Origin of the sequence: Sphingobium vermicomposti, from assembly GCF_011762025.1 — a bacterium.
GTDB classification, from domain to species: domain Bacteria; phylum Pseudomonadota; class Alphaproteobacteria; order Sphingomonadales; family Sphingomonadaceae; genus Sphingobium; species Sphingobium vermicomposti.
Genome location: NZ_JAASQR010000002.1, coordinates 1 through 21,120, shown reverse-complemented (window position 1 = coordinate 21,120; position 21,120 = coordinate 1). Strand labels below are relative to the sequence as shown.

Below are 21,120 nucleotides of genomic sequence, written 5' to 3'. Positions count from 1 at the left end.
GGCCTATCCATTTGAGGCATCCCCCTTTGCCTCGCCCGTCTGCTCAAAATAGAGCGCGGCCATGGCGGTGCGATTTGTGATGCGCAGCTTCTGGAAAATATTGTGCAGGTGGATCTTCACCGTACCTTCGCCGGCACCCAATTCCCTCGCAATCTCCTTGTTGGAAAGACCGCGGCATGCCCGGCTGGCGATCTCTCGTTCGCGCGGCGTAAGGGCGTCGAAGGTGGAGGATGCCATATCCTCATCCCATAGAGGATCGGCATTGCGCACGATTTCAGCGGGCAACCAGCGTCGGCCATCGGCCACGGCGCGCAGGCAATCGACCAGCGTATCTGGAGCCGCTTCCTTCAGGACGATACCCCATATGCCATTGGCGATGGCTTCCGACAATTGCGCCGGCGTGATCAGCGACGTCAGAAAAACGGCGCGAACCGGCAGGTCTGCCGCGCAAAGCCGTCTTAACAGCGCAAGGCCACTGACATCGGGCAAATTGATATCGAGAATGGCGATATCCGGTCTCAGCCGATCAATCATCGCAAAGGCACCGGCGCCTTCGGTCGTGCTGCCGACAACCTGAAAATCCGGCTCCATCGCGACCAGATCGGCCAGCCCGCGAAGTACGACCGGGTGGTCGTCCATCAGAAAGACCGACCGGATCATGGCAACGGCACCTCGATCTTCATGGCAAGTCCCGGCGCATAGCGTGTGATGGCAAGGCGACCCCCCATGTCCCGCACCCGCGCGCGGAGCGACCGGGGCCATGTCGGCTCATCATCGGCTGACGGAACCCTGCCGCATCCATTGTCCACTATGGTCAGGCACAAGCCTTTGTCCTGCTGCTGCAGTTCGACCGCAAGACGAGTGGCACCACCGTGGCGAACGGCGTTAGCAGTAGCTTCATTCAACAACTGTGTCAGTTCCCGATGAAGGCTGCCGGGTGCCTCCATATCAGGCGGTTGCACCGAAAGCGCGATGTCGCAGCCCCACTGATCGGACAATTCGTCGGCTCGTTCCGCGAGCAAGAGGGACAGGTCGCGCAAGGGCAATGACTCCCGCGTGCGGCTGTTTTCAACGAACAGGCGGATGCGGCGCTGCTGTTCCGCCATGATGTGGCTGACACCGTTCAACGGCTCCCGCGCTTCCTCCGGCATGGCAGCGCGCGCGGCCTTCAACTTCAGGGACGCAGCCGTCAGCTCCTGCAGGACGCTATCGTGCAGGTCCCGCGTCAGGCGCACCCGTTCCTGGTCCCGCGCCTTGTCCGCGACGGCACGGATCAGCGCCAGGCGCTCCAGCTCATGTCCGATCCTGAGGGCGGTGATCTGGGTCAGATGTTGCGCATCCTCATGACGATTATTGGCATCCACCACATAGAGCCGCCCGACGGCGGTCGCGCCCGCAAAGTGCGCGGAACGCACCATCGCCGCGTCGATGATCAGGTTGGGCCACTGCAGGGCAGCGCCGATCGCCTGCAGTTGCGCCACTTCCTTTTTTCGGGACAGCGGATTTTGAACAAGACTGGCGGCATGTGTCCGCCAGAAAGACGGGTCTTCGATGGCACTATAGCGAAGTCCTTCCGGTCCCCACAGCGCCACCGAACCGCTTGCCCCCTTCTTGTCTTGCCAAATCAGGACGAGCCGCTCAGCGCGCAACAGGCCAGAAGCATGGCCCAGCAAATCCGTCAGCCAAACCTGCGCGTCCGTCGTGGCCGGTGCGAAGGACCAACTGGCGAGTTGCGCGAAACGTTTGCTGTTGCTGGCCCGGCACGCTCCGAAATAGCCGAGCATGGCTGCCGCTACCAGAAAATAGGCGGACCGCATGATGAACACGTTGAGTTCGGAATCTCCATCCCAAAGATCGCCCCATCCGATCGCGAGCAAAAGGGCTTCCATGGCCAGTGCCCCGATGACCGCCCCTAAAATTCCCCAGCGCAGTGTCGTCGCCAACAGGATGAAGGGAAGGAACGGGAAAAATGGGCTGCTCAGTTCATCAGTCAGATAGACCAGCGCCGCCAGGGCGAGAACATCGACCCCATGGGAAATCAGGTGCAGGCTGCTTCCGAAAGGCCATGATGGCGGCGCAATCACCAGCGACAACGAAAATGCCAGATACACAGCCAGCAGATAATGCGCTTCATTCAGGAAACCGGCGGGCCGTGTAGGGTCAAGAAAAATGGCAAGCGCCGCGAAGAGCACCGCCACCAGCCTGCCAGTAGAAATGAGCCTTTCTGGAGAAGGGCTGACCCGCAGTCGCTCCCGCAAAGACCGCCATATCCCGCCCGGCGGTTGGATCGGTACGAACCCGGATAGTTTGCGCGTTGCCATATCTGCGCGGCAATTTGTCAGTAAGTCCGCCGCTACACAAATGCGATTGTGGATGACTTGTCATGCTCGGGCGGCAAACGGGCCGATCATTCAGTCCGCAAATCATTGCGGTGAAATGGTGCACCCAACATGAAAGCGATGGGCACCCAAATCATTGGGAAATCCTGATCCCGCGGGCAGCTTAACGGTCGCAAGGCGCCATTCTCTGCCGCTTACCGTTCGGGATGCTGCATTTTGAAGCGGACTTTCGCCCAAGCCAGCGGCCGACCACCAAGAAGGACCGGGTCTGGGACATTTCTGCCGCTCGCAAACAACTTGCTGAACTGCAGCTAATTGTCAGAAGCCGACGTCCAATTCGCGGCCGACCGGGTTTGCAGAGCGACAGAACTTGAGCCGGAGGGCGACAGGTATAAGATTTCGCCGTTCGCACCCGGTGAAGCGAACGGGAGATGGTCGCCTGGATCGACGAGGTGAACGATTTGAGGGAAAGATACGGAAGGTACGAGTCCGATGTCGACGACACTATCTGTGCGGCTAGTCAAATCGGAACCCAAAGAGCCCGCCATCTTCGCCGTCATCAGAGAGGCGCGTCGACAATACGAACGCCTGCTTATCGAAGGATCCCGGCAACGGCAATCGGTCGAAAACGTCCGAGTTCATCGTGACGAGATATTGGCCACAGATGCGGTCTGCGGCCGCTTTTCCCAGCTGGAGGGCTTTTGCTACCTGACGCTCGTCGACGCCGTCGAACAGGTGGCTGTCGTGAACGAGGAAACGGGGACCGCGATTCGCGTCAGCTGTCAGGGACAACAAAGCGAGATCGAGACAGAATATCTCGATCTGCGAGATGCCCCCGCCCCGGTCTCCCTGAATCGTAATCTCAAACGCCGGGCCACTGTCCCTGGCGGCAATGACAAACTCCCCCGTTCGATCGCCGTACAGATCGGCGATGGCTCCACCGATGAACAGGATCGCCTTGTCGAGTTGCGCGCGCCGGGCCTGATGATCCTCCTGCAGCCGGCGTTTGAGATTGATGCGATCGCCCTCCAGCTCTGTCTTCTCGCCTTCGAGAATCTCGGCGGCCTTGTAGCGTTCGCGTAAAGCGGCCGCCTCGACGGCTTGCGCTGCCAAGCGCTCCTGCAACGCAGTGAAATCTTCCAGCGCACCACTGCCTTCGAGGAAGCGGAGGATCTCGCTGCGTTCGGCATCCAGCGCTGCCGATCGGGCTTCCCCATCCGCCAGTTCCAGCCGGGTCGCCTCGATCTGTTGTTCCAGCCGCTTGCGCCGGTTCGACACCACCGACTCGTGGAAGATCTTAACCTCTTCGAACCGGCGGATCGCGATGTTCGGCAGCTCGATGCCGACGGCCTTGTACAAGCGATCGAGGTCAGTCGAGGCGGGTGGCTTCTCGTCGTTGTAATTGGCTTCGAGATGCTCGAGAGTCTGTTTCAGCGTGACGAAATGCCGCTCGATCGCAAGCATCTCGCCACGGATCGCCGCGGCCCGGTCGGACATCTCCCGGTAGCTGTCGACGACTTTGAATGCCGTCAAATCCGCCCGGAGTTTCTCGACGTTCGCTTCCGCGACAACCACCCTTGGGCGCAGCTCTGCCACCGTGCCGATAATGTCGCCGACCGCTCCAGCCGTCGCGGCCTTTTTGAGTTCCTTGAGTTGGTTCTCCCGTTGCCGGACCTTCTCGAGTTCGAACGGTATCGTCCAATCAAGCCCCAGCAGGTAGGATAGATTAACCTGACTATCCCATGCCCCCTGCTTCTCGGCGTGTTTTTCCGGCCGCAGAAACCCGCCGCGCCGTCGAACGAAATACGCGACCATCGATCGGAAGCTCGGGGTGTAGGATTGTTCGAACGCGGTTCCCCTGGTGGGGAATGGCAGCGAGAATAGCCGGTTGCCGAGGAACTCCTTCCAGACCTCGTTCGAGATCCAGTGCAGGCCGGTCTTCTTGTCCAGCTTTGGGGTCAACCCGAAGGCGGTAGCTGCAACCTCGTCGACGATGATCTTCGACGGCTCGTCGCCGGACCGGCCGACCCGGAGCCGACCACCCCGAAACGCAAAAGTGCCGTAGAAGGTGTAGGCTTTCAAGGCGTCGTGCGATGGGAGGGCGCCAGCCGACTTGCCGCCGAGCAGGAAGTGGATGAGTTCGACCAGGCTGGATTTGCCCGCACTGTTCCGCGTCTGCTTCTCGCCGGAATTTGGTGATTTGTCGGCGAGCAGGACGTTCAGGCCCGGCCCGAGCCGGACCGGCTTGAAACTCGGCAGGTCGCTCTCGATCGCGATGATCATCGCCGAGCCTCGATGCGCTGGATGAGCCCTTGCGACAGTTCGACGGCAAAGATCGCATGGAGGAAGGTCAGCGCGAGGATGAACCAGTCATAGGGCAACGCAGCGCCGCGCCCAGCCGCTCGACGCGCGGACACGACGCGCTCCCAGATCTCCGAGACCGCACGCGGTTCCTCGAGCTGAGCGAGGATTTCACCGCCGATCGCTGCGAGCGAGCGGCTTTCTGGGATGTGCTTGGAGGGCAGGATCATGCCGTAACCTTGTCGGGATGATCCTCGAAGATGTCGCAGGCATCGAACAGATACGCCAACACGGCCTGGGCTGCGACCTGTCTGACGGCGGTGACCGATCCCATCCCGGTGATCTGCTCGTACAGTGCGTCCATGATGTCGCCGGGCGCGAGCGCCTCCTGCTTCAACGCCGCATATCGTCTGGCGAATTCCCGTGCGATCTCGGCCCCGGTTTCCACTGTGGGATGCTGGTCGAAATATTGCTGCAGGTATGGCCCATTGCTCGACGCCGCGGTCAGCAGCTGGACCCAGTGATTTGGCAGCTTGTTGAAGGCCAATTTGTCGGCCGGTACGGGTTTAACCTCCCCGCTGGCGGGGCTGCCTGTCGCGATCGACGCCATCAACGATTCTGTCAGCAGTTTGACTTCTTCCAGCTTCAGGTTCTGGCTGTCTTCGGCCGTCGCCGTGGGACCAAGCAGACTGAACAGGGCGCTGTCGGGTAGTTCCTCCACGATGGCCCAGAGGCTCGTTGGCCCATATGTGCCGACGACATGCGAGCCAGCGGCCTTGAGTTCTTCGATCTTGAGAACGGCCTCGACCGGCAGGCCGTTAACCAAGTTATGGGCGAAGTGCCATTCCTTCATAATCGTCCCGAGATGGCCGCCGGCAAGCACGTAATCGTCGACAATCTTTTTCGCGATGCCGGTGGCGCTGGGCGCCGCATCTTCCAATTTGCCATAGCATTGGAAAACCTGTCCGGCAGTGCTTCGATAGCCGTCGCAGCCTTTGTCACCGAGCGAGCCAAAGGGGCGGACTCGAATGAAGTCGCTGCCGTAACGCACCTCCAGCACAGTCGAAAAGAAATCCTGGAACGCGACCCCGTAGGCGTTGCGAACCTTTAAATCGAATGCAACCCGATATTGCCAGCGCTGAATCGGCTGCATCGCCATGGCTACAGAAACGCCCCCTCATGAAAATTCGACATCGCGATTTTGCTCGCGAGCGAACCTGCGCCATAGGTAACGAAGGGGAGCGCGTCGCGCTAGTCGAGATGGCTTGCTTCATCCCGACGTGGCGATGACCGCTCGCCCAAGCTGGGAAGCTGCTTGCCATTGCGGATGCCTACGTCCGATGGCAGCATCGGCTGGGGCAAGTATACGGCGGCACCGGATGCTCCGGGCAGCCGAAAACGGGGGGGCAACATATTTACCATCAACTTCTTCGATGCACTCGGCCGATGGCAGCGGGGCTGGAGGCGCGATAAGGCCGCTCGACTGCCAATTGCCCAGGCGCTTGAGCAAGAGGCGGCTACGCTTCCTGCGCAGTTTCGCCAGTTCAACGGGAAGCTTTATCGCAAACGGCACCTCTACAAAACCGATGACCTCTCGGAGCTCGCTCCGCTCTTTCTGACAGGCACCCTGGACGAAGGTAGCGCGACGAGTTGGAGTTCCGACTACAACTACATCGAACGTCTCGGCGACGATCTCTCTTTTGCGCAGCCGAACGTGGCTAGTGGCGCGATCTTCGCGCACGTACCCGGCCCGAACGATATAGTCCTGAATATTTCTGCGCTTTGGGCCGATCCTACCTTTGTAGCGGCGGCAGATGCATACAGGGCGAACGGAGGAGCAGAAGCGGTCGGCCTGCACCACTTTAATCTCACGCAAAGCGAGGTCGTGCTCCGCACGCCGCTCCAGCTCAGTGAGATTTATGCGCTCAGTCTTCCGGGAAACTTTCAGCATCTCGCTGCCTCAATGGGCGTTGGCAGTGAGAACCAGGATATCCTGCATCAGATGCTGCAGACGGCAGGGATCGACCTGTCGCGACCTTTCATCATCAAGCAGACCAAGTCGGCATCGATCATCTCCAAGGTCGTCGCCTCGATCACAGCAAAGATCGCGGCGCGGCAGGCTGTCCGGTCTCCGCACCCGGGAAAGCTCGCGGATGCTTTCGCGCTGGGCGAGGCGATACGCGCGCCCAGCGCGCAGTTCATGGGCTGGCGGCGGCTCCACAGCCGCGACGGAGCCATGGAGGCACGGTGGTCAGACGGCACCGTCGCTTATCAGCGCAGGGGCTACGTTTGGCTGCATTGAACCCCTCTCTAAACTCCTGCCAGTGGCGGGACCGCCGAACACGCTAATCAGCATGCCAAAGCAGCGAATGAGTGCTTTCGAGAACGATGGGTCGCGGTCATGACATCCTGCAGCGGCCGCGCTTCGGGTGTATGACAGAGAATATCGCCGGTAGCGACGCTGTGTACGCCTGCCTGCCGCGCCATGGCATCAAGCCCGTGCAGACGGGCAAGGTCATCCGGGCGACGCCGGAAGGACAGCGCCATATAGGCACGGCGGCCAAAGACATTGTGAAGATCAGTGAGGTTGGCGAGCGTCTCGCTGTCGGGCAGGCCCGGCAATCGCGCTGGCGAACAGCGGATCGGGTTTCGCCGCGTCGAACAGGGTGAGCGATGATCGCAGCTTCATCGCATCGATGCTGCCGAACACGGCAACGGGATCGCTGGTCCCAAGCTGCCACAGTGCTTCCACGCACGCGCGATAACGGGGTCCAAGCAGTTCGTGATTTAGATAGGCACGTGCCTCCTCCATCGAAGCGATGCCATAATAGTGCGCGGTAGGGCTGTGCCCCAAGTCACGCAGCTGAGGAAAAACAAACCACATCCAGTGCGAGCGCTTCGCGCCGGCGCGGATCTCGGCCAGAGCCACTGAATAGCTGTTCGCCTGAGCCTCGACAAAGCGGGCCAGAGTGGCGCCGCTTGTTGTCACAGCAGCGCTCGCTGGGCTGGCGGCGTGCCATAGACCTGGGTGACCGGCAGACTGCCTCGGGGCAGCCAGCGCAGCACGTCAGCAGCGGCTACTTTCGGATCAAGCCAGTCAGCCCATTGATCGCGAGCCAAGGGGATGATCTGCCGGTGATGATAGGGCGCGACATCAGAACCTGCATCCATGGTCAGCATGGTGAATGCTTCCCCCTGCGGACTATCCCGCCAGATGCCCGCGATGCAGAACCAGCGGTGATCGGTCATGGTGAAGAGCCATTTGTCGAGCCGCTTCTGCCTGGGGTCAGCGGGATCAGTAAACTCGTAAAAGCCGTCGGCAAGGATGAGGCAGCGGTTGGAGGCGAACGCGCGTCCTTCAGAGCGGAAATTGTAAACGGGCTTGCCCTTGGGACCTGGCCAGCTCCATCGCCGGTTGACCAGCTCGCCTGATCCGCGCTCATCCTCAATCGACCGGACGATCGGCGCAACATCGGTGATCTTGATGTCCTCCCGCGCGGGCACATTGGGCTTGCCCTCGGGCATCTTGATCTTGATTTTGAGGTCCTCGAAATCCTCGGCGATCGAGGCGATGTCGACCTCCAGCCTATACCAACCTCGCCGAGGCAGGCAGCTTCGCGCGTTAGAGGTCCAGCCTTTCGCAATGCTGCTTGAGTCACGCGCTATTAAAGGAATCCAGCAACGGCGTTGCTTCGCGTCAACCAATAGCCAGGAACGAGTGTCGCGTAACGCTGCTTCTGTTCCTCCGTCGCGCCCAGTGTCACGAGCATGAGGGAAAAGGGCGTGTGCTGGCCTTTACCGGAGGCGTCCAAGAAACGCACTCGTCCCCGCAGCAGAAACATATCGGCATCAATGCTCAGCGTTTCGTGGAACCATGCGGAATCTGTTCGAACTGGAACTAGGCAAACTACAGTCCTGATACGGCCTGAATGCCATTGCTCATGAGCGCGGCGAAGCCACACAAGTAGCCGGGAGAAAGGCGGATTCACAAAGGCTAGATCGCCGGACCATGCATCCGTCAGTCCGTCACCTCCCTCATTGAGTAAGATTTTACGCTTCGCAATGACGGGGCTGTGAATGTTGGCGCATGGGTCGAGATCAACGGGACCAAATGCTGCATAAATGCCCTCCATAAATTCCGGAGGCGTAAAGCGGCTGTCGCGATCGACTTTGTTCGCCTGTCCCCAATATGCACGCTCTGGTGCTCTGCGGCGAGCGCGGGGTGCCACCACGGCGAGCACCTTGATCAAGCTACCGACCGTGGCCTTGCCTTGTTCAAGGCTTGCCACTGTTGCGCGCGACAATCCCGCTTTCGTCGCGACCGTCGTAATTGACAAGCACCGCTTGCGCCGTGCGGATTTCAACTGTTCGGGTAAGGTGCCGCCTTCACCCAGTCCCATCAAATGGAAGTCTAGCGCGGTCATGACGCTCATGACCGTTTCGAGGCTGCCTATACCGCGCTCTAGCCGCTTCACCGCCTGAACGCTGACGCCCGAACGCGCCGCCAGCGTCGCCTGCGACCACCCTCTTTGAAGCCGAGCCTCCTTTAGATGATCGATCAAAATATGATACCAAATGAGATCACATATTGCTCTATTGCTGATCTGATTGAGGGGCACAAGTCGGACATTCCTGCCGATCGCAGACGCCAATGGGAATGTCTGGCTACGCCCAGACCAGTCATTCGTAGATCGCCGTAAGCTCTCGCTACACTGTCCCGGCCTGCGGACGATCCAGTAAGTCTCCTCCGGGACCGGGACTGGCCCGAGCTGCCCTTCATTCACCAGCAGCAAACTCGGCCCCAGAATGCCCATGGCTGGGGACTGTCCGGAATGTGTCCTCCGGATCTAAAAGGCAGAAAGTTGCCGTTCTAGCTGGTCCGCCGCCGCCGCAAACGAATCAAACCGCGGAAGCAAAATTGACTGCCAACTTCAGCCAAATCTCATAAGGTGGCTGGATGAGGGGAATGCTGCAGATGAAAGCAGGATTCGCCTCGCAAGGCGGCACTAAAGAGTTGGCATGTAGGTTGTATGGGCGAAGGCGCATGGGATATCAGGGGAAAAGAACTCTGGCTGCTCGATCCTGACGGCAACGCCCGTGTATCGAAGGTCGATGAAGTCTATCGCGCGCTGATCGAGAAAAAGCCGAGCGAGGAATGGATCCCTGCGCAAGTAGAGGGACTGCGTCCGTCCCGATATCCGCTCGATCCTGTTGTCGTGATCGACGACGCGGAAGGTGATGGCGTTCCGGTCTTTTCGCTTTCGGGGTCGTGCCGCGGGAAGACGATCACGCTGCAGCCGGACGATCTTGAGAGGGGTCATGTGGTCGCGGATGGCGTCTGGTATCCAGTCGAGCCTGACCAGAGTTCCGAAATAATTGCGATGCTGTCTTCCTCGGGCGTGGCGCTTGGCCGTGCTGGTTCGCTCCGATCGTTCCTCGCGATCAGAAAAGCTACCGCCAGTGGCCTGATCGAGGACAATCTCGCCGATCGCAACATTTCGCCCCTAGCTTTCACACCGGCTGGCGAGGACTTGCCAGAGGGCGTGAACGCCACGCTCTACCCCTACCAAGCTTCGGGCTGGCGCTGGCTGAAGTTTCTCTTGTCGGAACAGGTAGGCGGGCTGCTGGCCGACGAGATGGGACTGGGCAAGACGCTGCAGATTATCAGCGCCCTGCGGGACTGCGGGGCGGGGCCGCTGCGGCCGGCGCTGATCGCAGCACCGGGATCGCTGCTCGAAAACTGGCGGCGCGAAATCGAAAAATTCGCCCCTGACCTCAAGGTCCTGAAGCATCACGGGCCCGATCGCACCGGGCGGCCGGCCGACCTGCAGGGCTATGATGTTGTCGTCACGTCCTATGACAGCGTGGTGCGTGACAATAGCCTTCTGAGCATGATCGACTGGCAAGTGATTGTCCTCGACGAGGCGCAATATATCCGCAATCCCGCTGCCCAGCGGACCAAGGCGGTCAAGGCGTTGACGCGGAAGGTAGGTCTTGCCGTGACGGGCACTCCGGTCGAGAACAGGCTGCTTGACCTGTGGTCCATCATGGATTTTGTCCTGCCGGGACACCTTGGCGATGCCGGCACCTTCCAGACCCATTTCCAAGATGATGTCGATGGCGCCGCCGCGCTGGAGCCGCTGGTGTCGCCGCTTATGCTGCGCCGGCGCGTTGCCGAGGTCGCCAAGGACCTGCCGCCGCGCATCGACATTCCGCAGGCGGTCGAACTGGATGAGGAAGAGGCCGCGCGTTACGACGCGCTGCGAGACAGGATCGCGGCACAGTACGGCGCGGCCGCGACGCTGGTGGCCCTCACGGCGATGCGGCGTTTCTGCGCCCATCCGGTCCTCACCGACAACGAGCATGCGACCGGCGACCCGATGGCCTTCTCGAAGTTCCGCCGGCTCGACGAGCTGGTCGAGGAAATTTTCGCCCTCGGCGAGAAGGTCATCATATTCACGTCCTTCACCGGCATGGCCGACCTGATCGCGCAGCATATCGCGCGCCGGCATAACGCCTTCACAGGCATCATCGACGGCCGCCTTGCAATCGACGACCGGCAGCCGCTGATCGACACCTTCGGGGCCGTGAAGGGCGGGGCGGCCCTGATCCTGAACCCCAGAGCGGGCGGGGCAGGACTCAACATCACCGCTGCCAATCACGTCATCCACTACAATCCCGAATGGAACCCGGCCCTAGAGGACCAGGCTTCGGCCCGCGCCCACAGGCGCGGGCAGGATCGCCCGGTCACGATCCACCGACTGCTCGTTGCCAATACGGTCGAGGACGTAATTGACGAGCGCCTAACGCGCAAACGGGCAATCTCCGGCACGGCGGTGATAGGTGTCGAGGGCGGCGACGACGACTATGCTGACATCGTGGCGGCCCTTGGCCGCTCGCCACTTGCAAAGCGGGGAAACTGAATGCCCGAGCGCAGTATCGCCAAGCTCCTGAGCAAAAACGACACGGGCGAGACGGGCGGCCATCAGGCCGGCATCCTCGTCCCCAAGGAAGAGAATATCCTGTCGTTCTTCCCGAAGCTCGACGCATCGCAATACAATCCGCGCTGTCATCTGCGCTTTCTCGACAGTAGCGGAACTTTCTGGGAGTTTGCCTTCATCTATTACAACGGCAAATTCTTTGAGGGGACCCGCAACGAGTACAGGCTAACCCGGATGACCAAATACATCCGACAGGCCGGACTGGTCGTCGGGGATGAAATCGTCCTGTCGCACGACGGCGACCGCTACCAGATTTCGCATCGCCGGCAGCGGCAGGCTGCATTGAATGAAGCAGGCGTTCTAAAGCTCGGGTCGGGCTGGCGCGTATTTCAGATATAGGGGGAATCATGACTGTCGAGCCAATCAACCTGCCGCCAAATCCGGAGCGAATGATTGAGGGACTGCGGGACACGGGCTACGAATTCAATACGGCCGTGGCGGACATCGTCGACAACTCGATCGCGGCGCATGCGACCAAGGTCCAGCTATGGCTCAGCGCCGACATGCAGCGGAAGATCAGGCTGTTGATCGTCGATAATGGCGACGGCATGAACAGGCAGGGCCTGATAAACGCCATGCAGTACGGCTCGGCTGCCCGGCCGAGCGCAGCCAGCCTCGGCAAATATGGCCTCGGCCTGAAAACGGCATCAACCGCGTTCTGCAAGCGGTTGTCGGTGATCTCACGTCCCGATGGTGACACCTCACCCCTTATGGCGACGTGGGACCTGAACCACGTCGCCGTGGCGAAGTCGTGGGAGCTGCTTCTAACGGACGATTGCGATCCCGAAGCGATTGAACAGCTCGACGCCGTAGCTCCTTACCACGCCGGTACAGTTGTTCTCTGGGAACAGGTCGACCGACTCATCAAGGATTTCGAGGACAAGAAGGCCGGATGGGCGAAGAAGGCTCTTCAAACGAAAGAAGACGATCTCCGCCAGCACCTCGGAATGATCTATCAGCGATTCCTCGACACGAAGGACAAGCGCGCGGCGAACGTCGAGATTGAGCTGAACGGCAAACCCGTCGAGGCTTGGGATCCGTTCCAGCGTCACTATTCTGAGCTCGTGGCGCAGCAGACCGTGCCGGCAGAGCTGGCGGACGGGAGCACCGCTGAATTCACGGTCAAGGCTTATATTCTGCCACGCGACGAGGAGTTTCCATCGAAAGAGGCTGCGGCTTTGGCCCGTGTGGGCAATGACACGCAGGGAATTTACATTTACCGGGAGGAGCGCCTGATTCACGCGGCCGACTGGCTCGGAATTTATCGCAGGGAACCGCATTACAACCTGATCCGCGTCGAATTTTCCTTCGACAATAAGCTCGATGATGCTTTTCATCTCGATATCAAGAAGTCGCAGATCATTCTCAACGAAGATTTGGCGCAATGGCTGGAGGATCAGTTCCTGCCCGCGCCGCGCCGCGAGGCGAATCGCCGGCGGCGAGAGGGCGAGCAGAAAAAGATCGCCAAGAAGAGCGAGGGTGCGCACGACAACTCGAACAACAATATCCGCAACCGCGAGGCCGACGCCGGCGGGGCCGAGGTCAACGTCGCCGACCCCAATACGGGCGAGGTTGTCATCAAGAATCAGCACGGCAAGTTCCGGCTAAAGCTGCCGATGGCCGAGGCTCAGCGACCAGGCGAGGTCTTCGTGCAGCCGGTCAATGGGATCACCAACGGCCTGCTGTTCCAGCCAGTCATGATCGAGCAGCATCGCGCTGTGCAGATCAACACGAGCCATCCCTATTACAGCAAGGTATATGTCCCAAACCTCTCGAAAAGCGTCACCATGCAGGGCCTCGATTCCCTGCTGTGGGCGCTCTGCGTCGCCGAGCACTCGACGGTCCGCGACAACACCAACGAACTGTTCCGTGATCTGCGTTATGAGGTCTCGCGCATCCTAGAGAAGCTGGTCGAAACGCTGCCAGACCCAGAGATCGAGAAGGATGTCGCCTGATCCGCACACGCTTGCCGGCCGGGTATCGACCGAGGCCGGGCTGGATTTCGAGGGGAGCGAGGGCCGCGATGGCGAGGGCCGGCGCTGGCTGGAGCTACATCCTGCCGGCCATCCCAAGGCCAGTACCTTTGCGATCCGCGCGACGGTGGGCTGGCGCCGTCTCGATGTCCAACTCCTGCCCGGCACCTTCGCCGGCGGCCTTGTCGAGGCAATGGGCTCGGCCGATGAGACGGGGCGCGCGACCTTCTCGGCCGTTCTGGAGAAATGCCGGGCCGATGGCGCGGAAGTTGATTTCACAGTCAACGGTGGTGCAGTCGCGGCTGACGCGCTCGCGACATGGTCGTCGCCCTGGCGCAGCATGGGCCTTGTCGTCCGGCGAGGCATGCTGGCAATCAACGAGGGCGACGAAGAGGGCGACAGTCGTCTGATCGAGCGGTGGACTGCGCGGATTGCGGCTGCCGTTCTCGCCTTGCTCCCCCTGGAACCGCACGACGAAGACATTCCGGAGGCCGATGTCGAGGGCCTCCCCGAGGGCGCCAAGACTCGGATCGAGGTCAACCGCTACGAACGCGACCGGCGCAATCGCGCCGCAGCCCTTGCCATCCACGGCTATGCCTGCAAGGCCTGCGATCTGCAGCTGGACATCCTTTACGGCGATGCCGCCGCGGGGCTGATCGAGGTCCATCACCTCACGCCGGTTTCTGAGCTGGGACCCGGCTACATCATCAACCCGCGGGACGATCTGGCGCCGCTCTGCCCGAACTGCCACAGCGTCGCCCATCGACGCGCACCGCCCTATTCGATCGAAGAACTGCGGGCGATGCTGTCCCGGTCGTGAAGGATCTCAACCAACATCGAGATGGACAAGAGCGATGACTGCTGGCTCTGCGCGTAAGTGCCGTGCAATCGTGAGGGCAGGACCAGCTGGAGCCGTTGCCGACGCATTTCGTCGGTCTGGGCCAGACTGATCGAGGGCTCGAGCGTCAACAGATGCTTGTCTGGAATGCGGTCTGCCTCGGATAGCACCTGCCTCCAGCGATCCTTGCAGGTGCTCTTCACCCCCAGCATCGTCAGCCGCTGGGTCTCAAAAGCGGGATCACGATATTCTGTAATGCCCGGGAATATGAAGTCCGGCTTTGACTTGCCCTCTGTGACCGGATTGCGGTCTGCCCTGATTCCCAACTTCTGAAACATATGTTCAAGGTGATTCTCTAAAGCCGCGCCCATGCGCTTTTTGCGACGGTTCTGGACCGAGAGGCTGAACCTGACAAAATCGTCGACTTCGTCAAAGCCTTCCTGGAGCTGGTCGCCGATGAGGTGACGCTCGAATGTGCGGAACAATACCTCCTCGCGCTCCACCAGTGCCATCAGCGCTCCGTCAGGGTCACCCTTGACGTCGAGATCGCCGAGCGTTTCGCGCGCATAATTAGAAAATTCTCGAGTGCCGGGAAAGCTGGTGCCAAAGCGCTGGTTCATCTGGTCGAGGTAGTCGTCGTCAGCGGACTCGACATCCACGCCGAGCTCTTCGAGGATGAAACGCGAAGCGAATTCCAAGCTGAGCTGGTTGGTTTCAATCTCCCCCTTCACCGAATAACCCGGATGAGCATGGTCCACGCCGAAGAGCCAAAGGAGCTGGCCAGCGATCGTCGATCCGCCCTCTGCGATGATGGCCATGAGCGAATCGTCCGGCCGAACTCCAATGATGAGGAGGTCGCCCTCGGTTGCATTGTCTGAAACGACCGTGTCCGGAAAATACAGGCGATACTCCGGACCGCGATGGCTCTGCTTTCGGCGCGTATCGTACCAGCTGAGCCACGCCTGCTCTCTCAGCGGCTCTGGATCGTCGTCGGCCAGATAAATGAATGTAGTCGGGATATTTCGGCGATCTTCCTCGCCAAGCATGGTGCGCAGGGCGCCCACACCCCCGAACTCGTGCTGATGAGAACGATGCTGATCCGCGTCAACCGCGGTCAGTCGCTTCCAGGCGATCTGTCGAAAATAGTCTGAAAGGTGGCCGCTCCTCACCCGCGGATCTCTATCATCTGTTCCGGCCCCCTGATCCAGTCATCCAGCTGTCCGGCCACCTCTCTTACGGCTTCGGATCCTCTGGACCGCAAGGCACATTCCCAAACGGTAGCAATTCTCCACCCAGCCTCCCTGAGCGCACCTTCGTTCCGGCGGTCACGCTCCGTATTTCCTTCCAGCTTCGCCTTCCAGAATTCTGGTCGTGTCGCTGGAATGCGACAAAGGCCGCAGTCATGTGCGTGCCAAAAGCACCCATGGACGAAGATGACGGCTTTCCAGCGCGGCAATACTATATCTGGTCGGCCCGGAAGACGGCGGACGTCCGTCCTGTAGCGATACCCCCGGGCAAATAGCGCCTTGCGGATAGCCACCTCGATCTTGGTATCGCGAGCCCGGATGCCGGACATCATCCGGCTTCGGGTGGCCGCGTCGACCGTGTCAGCCATTCGCGACGGCTAGCCGCTCCCCATCAGGCTGAACCAGCTTCATGATCCCCGGCTTCATGCCGCGCGCTACCGCTTCGATCAAAGGCACAACAACGGAATTTCCGAATTGCTTGTATGCCCGCATATCCGAGACGGGAATTTCAAACGTCTCCGGATAGCCCATCAGACGCGCGCATTCCCTTGGGGTCAGCCGGCGCGGATTCTTGCCCTTGCCCCGATAGATCAGGATTTCCGAACCATCCTTATAGTAGCGCGCAGACAGCGTCCTGCTCGTTTCGTCGGGTCCAACGACGCTACAACCGAAGCCGTTGCCTGCCGCACGATGCTTTTCAGCATATCCCTGAAGATATGCCCAAAGCCGGTCCGTCAGCACATATTTTGGCTGAACTTTACCATTTGGAAGAAGAAAGCGGCCCTGATCGCCATCCTTCTCGCTTCCGTTTTCCGCATGGAGGATGGATCTGAGCTTCGGGCCACCCGCGACTTCCGGAAAGGTCGCCAGCAGTTCCTCCCACTCGAACCCGACGTCCTCTCTGAACCCCACGAGCAGAATGCGCTGACGGTGCTGCGGCACGAAGCGCCTCCCGTCGACGACCATTGGCTTGACCGTATATCCCAGCTGCCGCTCCAGCACGTCCATGATCACGCGGAAAGTGTTACCCTTGTCGTGACTGACAAGGTTTTTCACATTCTCAAGTAAAAAGGCCTTTGGCTGTTTCTTGGCGATGATGCGCTGCACATCGAAAAAGAGAGTTCCCTGCGTGGTGCATTCGAAGCCATGGGGTCGACCGAGAGCATTCTTTTTTGAAACGCCGGCCAAGCTGAAGGGCTGACAGGGGAAACCAGCCAAAAGCACATCATGGTCCGGGATGTCAGACTCATCAATTTTGGTTATGTCACCCGCGATGGGATGATCCTCACCGAAGTTGCGGCGATATGTCCTCTGGGCATAATCGTCCCATTCACTCGTAAAAACACAGCGACCGCCGATCGCTTCAAATCCGAGCCGGATCCCTCCGATGCCCGCAAACAGGTCGATAAAAGTAAAATCACTGTCGCCGTGGCTGGCGACGTTATGACCTCCGATAATCCGTTGAAGCGCAGGGACGACTGCCAAGGGAATCTCAAGTTCGCGCTTCTCCCACCGGCTTATCTGCTTTGGGTTGTAGTCCAACCGCTCCGCCAACTCGCGCTGCGTGAAGAGAGTTCGCGCTTCCAAAAGCACTTCAAACCGTGACGCCGACAGGATTTCGTTCATTCTTTGCACTCTCGGCATGGGGAAACTCACCGGACTTTTTGTCCCCTGGGAATCCCCACGTCAACCCCACGCGGAATGCAATGCGAACATTTTCTGCATGAGGATGGCTCGTAATGTCACCTCCCTCACGGAACGAGGCGGCAGGGATCACGCGAGGGGGTCATGATCGTGACGGCTGCCCGGGCGCGGGTTGCCGCGACATGGAGGTTGAACCTCGCTGTTCGCTCTTCATTGGCACCGCCCGGCCGAAGGTAACGCTGGAACAGCCCCTCGAACACGATCACCTCGTCAAACTCCTTCCCCTTCGCCTTGTGGATCGTCATCACCGTCACCCCGCGATGCGGACGGGCCGTGGCGGCAAACTGATCTTCCACGACTGCCGCGCGCAACAGGTCACGGGCATGGCGGTAAGCTCCGTGCTCGCGCCACGCTTCCGCCAGTCGCCCCTCGATCTGAGCTCCGCGACGAAGTAGTCGCATGTGCCGCGCCTCCTTTGCGACCGCCTGCAGCTCCGCTCGTTGGCTGGCTGCGAACAAGGCGCGGATCGCGCGCCAGTCCGTCACGGGATCGCCAGTCAATACCAGCGCCTCGACTGCGACTAGGAGTTGCTGAAGATCCGCGCCAATGCCTCGGGCGCCATAGCCAGCGTCACCGCGCTCGCGAACGGCTCGTGCGGTCTTGCGCAGTCTGCCGGCCTTGGTAATCGCGCCGGCAGAGGCCGCTTCGCTCCGCCCGACCTCGAATGCAGCAAGGGCTTCTAGGGCGAGCGGCCCGAGCGCGATTGCGGGATCTCGCGGTTCGAGCAACAGTGCAATCATTGCGCCTGCCAGCATCGGCCCCTCGGCCGCGACGAGCAGTTCGACCGGATAGCTCGGCAGGCCATGTTCGGCCTTCGCCATATATTCGAAGATGCTGGTCGCGAGCACGTTCGCCGGCACGAGGACGGCCAGCGACCAATCGCCTCCCCGGCGCAGCCGATTGGCCGTCCGGAGGATCGACTCTTTCAGCGGGCGCAGGCTTTGCCCACCATATTGGGAAACGGTGACGCCGGCATAAGGCTGTGGCCGGAAAACGCCCGTCAGCATCGCATCGGCAAAAAGGGTGATGTCTGTCCCTGCGCTGCGGCGGTTCTCGCCCTGAAAATCGAACTCGCTTGGCCGGAATGCGGCGATGAATTCATCGAACCGGCGAGGGTCTGCGCCCTTAAAATCGTAAATACGCTGCTTCGGATCGCCGAGCGCCATCAGTCGGCTCTGTCGGCCGAGAGCGACGATCATCCGCCATTCGTCGGCGTTCGTGTCCTGGAATTCATCGACGATGATGAAAGGGTAAGCACCGCCGTAGGCCCGCGCCAGCAACGGCACCGCCTCAAGGAGCTCCGCGACAAGGCTGGGGAACAGGTCAAAGGCGATCAACCCTTCCTCATCGAAAAGCCTCCGCTGTTCGGTGATGCGCGCTGCGCCGGTCAGGCCAGCGAGCCGATCGCGCGCCTGCGCCGGCAGCAACAGCGAGACGTTCGGCCTGGCGCACAGCAGATAGGCGTGGCTCTTGAGTATCGACCAGGCGAAGCCGTGATAGGTGTTGATCTCGATGCGGGCCATCAGCTCACGCGGGATCGTCGCCGTCGCCTGCTCGGCAACGCGCGCGATCGTCGCCCGCGCGAAACTCAGGAACAGCGCCTTGCCCCCCGCGCCGAGCCGGCCAGTCTCCAGATCCGCGCAGGCCTTCGCCAGCGCGATCGTTGTCTTCCCCGACCCGGCGCCGCCTCGCACCAGAATGTTGCCTGCCGTCGCCAACAAGCGTCGGCGCTGATCGCAAAGGACGAGAGCCAAGGGCTTAGCCGCCCGGCATCGGCGGAATGGGGGCCTGCGGTATTGGCGGCAGCGGGACAGGTGGCGGCGGCGGTGCTTCCACCATCGCCCTTAACTGACCGAGAATCTGCGTCATGGTCTGCGGAAAATGGCCCATCTGACATTGGCTGAAGAAGAGCGTCAGATAGTCATCGCCCTTCTTGTGCTTGAACAGGGCAAGGAACGGTACGGAATAGGCCGCGTCCGGCGACCCATCCGGGGGCACCTGGCCCGCCAGGGCGGCCGGCCATTCGCGCTCATCGACAAGCCACTGGACGAACCAGCGCTGCATGGCGGGCGCGACTTCATCGCGCAGCAGATGCTCGAACCCGGCATAGGGCTGCTCGAATGCGCGATCGCACGCCAGCTGGATCCCGGCGGCCGCGCCGGGATTCTGACGATCAAAGATCGTGGCGACGGTCTTGCCTAGCCCGCGGAAGAATGCGGCGAACGACGCGACCGCGGTCTCGCCGCCGGCATCGAACGGCACCCAGCCAAGGGAATCGAGACGTTTGTGCTGCCCCGGCTGCAATTCCGCCGCGCGCCGCGAGACGGCGCTGTAGGAGACGAACTCCGTTTTGCCTTCCACGACGAGAACGCGGCGGGCGAGAAGCGCCTCGCAGAAGCGGGTTCGGAACCCGTCGCGGAAGATCTTCAGCCGCAGGTTCTGCGGCAGGATTACGGCCGTCGCGGTGAGGAGCGCCGTTTGGTCGCGTCGCATCACCGTCATCTGTTCGGGCTGGAATTGCTCAATCACATAGGGCGAGTGAGAAGTGAACAGAGCCTGCGACGCCAGTCCCCGGACCTTGTCGACCACCCGCTGCTGAACATGCGGCGGCAAGGAGATTTCCGGCTCCTCCATCGCGAAGATGACCCGGCCGTTCCGGCGCTCGGCGATCAGCCCGAGCATCGCTAGGACGAGCGCGTTGATTGTGCCCGAGCCCTGATGTTGAAATGGGGCCGCGTAACCGGGCACGCCGGTCGCTAGGAACGATTTCAGCACCCGGCGCAGATCCTCACGGGTCAGCTCCGATACCCGCAGATGCGGCGCGTCGGCCCATTCACCCGGCACGATCTCGCGCATAGCCTCCTGAATGGCCGTCAGGATGCGACCAAATTCGGGATCGTTCGCACCGACGACGTCGAGGCCGCGCAGATTATCGAGTAGGCCCTCCCACATGCGCGTCCGGACCTCATAGGTCTTGAGGATCACGTCGAGCAGCGAGCCGCGTTCCATCGAGAGCGCGCGGCTCCCGGTGCGCAAAGCGCGAAGATGCAGGAAGCCGAATTCGCGCTTGTCGCTCGATCGGCATTCGCTGGTCGGTGTGCCATCCTCGGCATGGGGCACTGCAAACCATGTCTTCGCGGTGAACTCGTCCCCGTCCGGATCATAGGCGCCCTCGAAACGGATACGGACCGCCGGTTCTACGCCGGCTTGCCCCGCTTGGGCCGCTCTGCCAGGTCCGATCAGGGAGCGGCTGGCGGTGTGCCAGAATTCCAGATTGGCCCGGAAGCGATCGCAATGCTGTTGGTCGAGCCCGGCGACTATTACTTCGACGACAATCTTGGGCGCTGGCTGATCCGGTTGGGCAAGATACCGCCCACCATGGAAATCATGCTCATCTATCGCCTGAGTGCGCGATAGCCGATCCGCGCCCATTGCCAGTTCGATCGCCTCGAATACGGTCGACTTGCCGGTATTGTTGTCACCGAGGAGGACCGTGGTTCCTTCGAAGTGGAGGTCTGCAAGCCGTATTCCACGGAAATTCTCGATGTAGACCCGAACAACGCGCATGCAATCTTTCCCCCTAAGCGTAAAGATGAAGGTTGAGCTGGCAGGCAATTAACCTGTGCGGCTGAATTCGCTGACGTTCAGCACCAGGGCTCCCGCCTGCCGCTCCATGTTCGGGCTAGCCCCTCGCTAACCAACACATCACCGAGTGAC

General features: G+C 60.9%; 18 protein-coding genes. 5 read left to right on the top strand and 13 right to left on the bottom strand.

The annotated features are described in order from the left end of the window. Window positions 1-3: 3 nt before the first annotated feature. From FHS54_RS04940 to FHS54_RS04920, 5 genes are all read right to left on the bottom strand, one after another. A complete protein-coding gene (locus FHS54_RS04940; RefSeq protein WP_208404791.1) occupies window positions 4-660 on the bottom strand; it encodes a response regulator in 657 nt (218 codons plus the stop codon). Beyond that, window positions 657-2,321, bottom strand: coding sequence for a sensor histidine kinase (locus FHS54_RS04935; RefSeq protein ID WP_167302731.1), 1,665 nt, complete (start codon window positions 2,319-2,321; stop codon window positions 657-659). Before FHS54_RS04935 ends, FHS54_RS04940 begins: the two co-directional genes overlap by 4 nt. Window positions 2,322-2,855: 534 nt before the next feature. After that, on the bottom strand, window positions 2,856-4,622 hold the full coding sequence (locus tag FHS54_RS04930; protein ID WP_167302730.1) for an ABC-three component system protein: 1,767 nt from the start codon (window positions 4,620-4,622) through the stop codon (window positions 2,856-2,858). Beyond that, entirely contained in the window at window positions 4,619-4,870 is a 252-nt protein-coding gene (locus tag FHS54_RS04925; protein WP_167302729.1) for an ABC-three component system middle component 6, read from the bottom strand. The genes FHS54_RS04930 and FHS54_RS04925 overlap by 4 nt, the downstream gene beginning before the upstream one ends. Further along, window positions 4,867-5,799: an ABC-three component system protein gene (locus FHS54_RS04920; protein ID WP_167302728.1), complete on the bottom strand. Its 933-nt coding sequence runs from the start codon at window positions 5,797-5,799 to the stop codon at window positions 4,867-4,869. The genes FHS54_RS04925 and FHS54_RS04920 overlap by 4 nt, the downstream gene beginning before the upstream one ends. Before the next feature lie 168 nt (window positions 5,800-5,967). Between FHS54_RS04920 and FHS54_RS04915 the strand changes: the two genes are divergently transcribed. After that, window positions 5,968-6,942, top strand: coding sequence for a hypothetical protein (locus FHS54_RS04915; RefSeq protein WP_167302727.1), 975 nt, complete (start codon window positions 5,968-5,970; stop codon window positions 6,940-6,942). Window positions 6,943-7,218: 276 nt separating this feature from the next. Here the strand turns inward: FHS54_RS04915 and FHS54_RS04910 are convergent, their stop codons facing one another. The 3 genes from FHS54_RS04910 to FHS54_RS04900 all read right to left on the bottom strand — a co-directional run bounded on the left by FHS54_RS04910 (window position 7,219) and on the right by FHS54_RS04900 (window position 9,259). Then, window positions 7,219-7,629: a DUF1810 family protein gene (locus FHS54_RS04910; RefSeq protein ID WP_167302726.1), complete on the bottom strand. Its 411-nt coding sequence runs from the start codon at window positions 7,627-7,629 to the stop codon at window positions 7,219-7,221. Beyond that, window positions 7,626-8,165, bottom strand: coding sequence for an SOS response-associated peptidase family protein (locus FHS54_RS04905; protein ID WP_167302725.1), 540 nt, complete (start codon window positions 8,163-8,165; stop codon window positions 7,626-7,628). The genes FHS54_RS04910 and FHS54_RS04905 overlap by 4 nt, the downstream gene beginning before the upstream one ends. A gap of 140 nt (window positions 8,166-8,305) precedes the next feature. Beyond that, a complete protein-coding gene (locus FHS54_RS04900; RefSeq protein WP_167302724.1) occupies window positions 8,306-9,259 on the bottom strand; it encodes a DNA N-6-adenine-methyltransferase in 954 nt (317 codons plus the stop codon). A 411-nt stretch (window positions 9,260-9,670) separates the two neighbouring features. On the opposite strand from FHS54_RS04900, the gene FHS54_RS04895 reads away from it, so the two are divergent. Genes FHS54_RS04895 through FHS54_RS04880 form a run of 4 tightly spaced genes read left to right on the top strand, consistent with a single transcriptional unit; the run spans window position 9,671 to window position 14,434 of the window. Further along, entirely contained in the window at window positions 9,671-11,563 is a 1,893-nt protein-coding gene (locus tag FHS54_RS04895) for a DEAD/DEAH box helicase (protein ID WP_167302723.1), read from the top strand. Then, window positions 11,564-11,980, top strand: coding sequence for an EcoRII N-terminal effector-binding domain-containing protein (locus FHS54_RS04890; protein ID WP_167302722.1), 417 nt, complete (start codon window positions 11,564-11,566; stop codon window positions 11,978-11,980). 8 nt (window positions 11,981-11,988) lie between these two features. After that, window positions 11,989-13,596, top strand: coding sequence for an ATP-binding protein (locus FHS54_RS04885; RefSeq protein ID WP_167302721.1), 1,608 nt, complete (start codon window positions 11,989-11,991; stop codon window positions 13,594-13,596). Further along, complete coding sequence (locus FHS54_RS04880; RefSeq protein WP_167302720.1) at window positions 13,586-14,434, top strand: HNH endonuclease; 849 nt, start codon at window positions 13,586-13,588, stop codon at window positions 14,432-14,434. Before FHS54_RS04885 ends, FHS54_RS04880 begins: the two co-directional genes overlap by 11 nt. Here the strand turns inward: FHS54_RS04880 and FHS54_RS04875 are convergent. From FHS54_RS04875 to FHS54_RS04855, 5 genes are all read right to left on the bottom strand, one after another. Then, on the bottom strand, window positions 14,392-15,621 hold the full coding sequence (locus tag FHS54_RS04875; protein ID WP_167302719.1) for a type II restriction endonuclease: 1,230 nt from the start codon (window positions 15,619-15,621) through the stop codon (window positions 14,392-14,394). The genes FHS54_RS04880 and FHS54_RS04875 overlap by 43 nt on opposite strands. After that, window positions 15,618-16,028, bottom strand: a complete 411-nt coding sequence (locus FHS54_RS04870; RefSeq protein ID WP_243855693.1) for a very short patch repair endonuclease — start codon at window positions 16,026-16,028, stop codon at window positions 15,618-15,620. Before FHS54_RS04870 ends, FHS54_RS04875 begins: the two co-directional genes overlap by 4 nt. 31 nt (window positions 16,029-16,059) lie before the next feature. Then, window positions 16,060-17,325, bottom strand: a complete 1,266-nt coding sequence (dcm, locus tag FHS54_RS04865) for a DNA (cytosine-5-)-methyltransferase (protein ID WP_167302717.1) — start codon at window positions 17,323-17,325, stop codon at window positions 16,060-16,062. A gap of 125 nt (window positions 17,326-17,450) precedes the next feature. After that, window positions 17,451-19,124: a UvrD-helicase domain-containing protein gene (locus FHS54_RS04860; RefSeq protein WP_341785958.1), complete on the bottom strand. Its 1,674-nt coding sequence runs from the start codon at window positions 19,122-19,124 to the stop codon at window positions 17,451-17,453. Between the two features lie 37 nt (window positions 19,125-19,161). Next, window positions 19,162-20,970 (bottom strand): ATP-dependent nuclease, encoded by a 1,809-nt coding sequence (locus FHS54_RS04855; RefSeq protein ID WP_167302715.1) that lies wholly within the window; start codon window positions 20,968-20,970, stop codon window positions 19,162-19,164. Between the last annotated feature and the right edge of the window lie 150 nt (window positions 20,971-21,120).

Bases quoted from the DNA above. Each gene is read 5' to 3' on its own strand.
- FHS54_RS04880 (WP_167302720.1), top strand. From the start codon at position 13,586: ATGTCGCCTGATCCGCACACGCTTGCCGGCCGGGTATCGACCGAGGCC.
- FHS54_RS04890 (WP_167302722.1), top strand. From the start codon at position 11,564: ATGCCCGAGCGCAGTATCGCCAAGCTCCTGAGCAAAAACGACACGGGC.
- FHS54_RS04940 (WP_208404791.1), bottom strand. From the start codon at position 660: ATGATCCGGTCGGTCTTTCTGATGGACGACCACCCGGTCGTACTTCGC.
- FHS54_RS04935 (WP_167302731.1), bottom strand. From the start codon at position 2,321: ATGGCAACGCGCAAACTATCCGGGTTCGTACCGATCCAACCGCCGGGC.
- FHS54_RS04920 (WP_167302728.1), bottom strand. From the start codon at position 5,799: ATGGCGATGCAGCCGATTCAGCGCTGGCAATATCGGGTTGCATTCGAT.
- FHS54_RS04855 (WP_167302715.1), bottom strand. From the start codon at position 20,970: ATGCGCGTTGTTCGGGTCTACATCGAGAATTTCCGTGGAATACGGCTT.
- FHS54_RS04925 (WP_167302729.1), bottom strand. From the start codon at position 4,870: ATGATCCTGCCCTCCAAGCACATCCCAGAAAGCCGCTCGCTCGCAGCG.
- FHS54_RS04905 (WP_167302725.1), bottom strand. From the start codon at position 8,165: ATGCCCGAGGGCAAGCCCAATGTGCCCGCGCGGGAGGACATCAAGATC.
- FHS54_RS04885 (WP_167302721.1), top strand. From the start codon at position 11,989: ATGACTGTCGAGCCAATCAACCTGCCGCCAAATCCGGAGCGAATGATT.
- FHS54_RS04930 (WP_167302730.1), bottom strand. From the start codon at position 4,622: ATGATCATCGCGATCGAGAGCGACCTGCCGAGTTTCAAGCCGGTCCGG.
- dcm (WP_167302717.1), bottom strand. From the start codon at position 17,325: ATGAACGAAATCCTGTCGGCGTCACGGTTTGAAGTGCTTTTGGAAGCG.
- FHS54_RS04895 (WP_167302723.1), top strand. From the start codon at position 9,671: ATGGGCGAAGGCGCATGGGATATCAGGGGAAAAGAACTCTGGCTGCTC.
- FHS54_RS04870 (WP_243855693.1), bottom strand. From the start codon at position 16,028: ATGTCCGGCATCCGGGCTCGCGATACCAAGATCGAGGTGGCTATCCGC.
- FHS54_RS04915 (WP_167302727.1), top strand. From the start codon at position 5,968: ATGCCTACGTCCGATGGCAGCATCGGCTGGGGCAAGTATACGGCGGCA.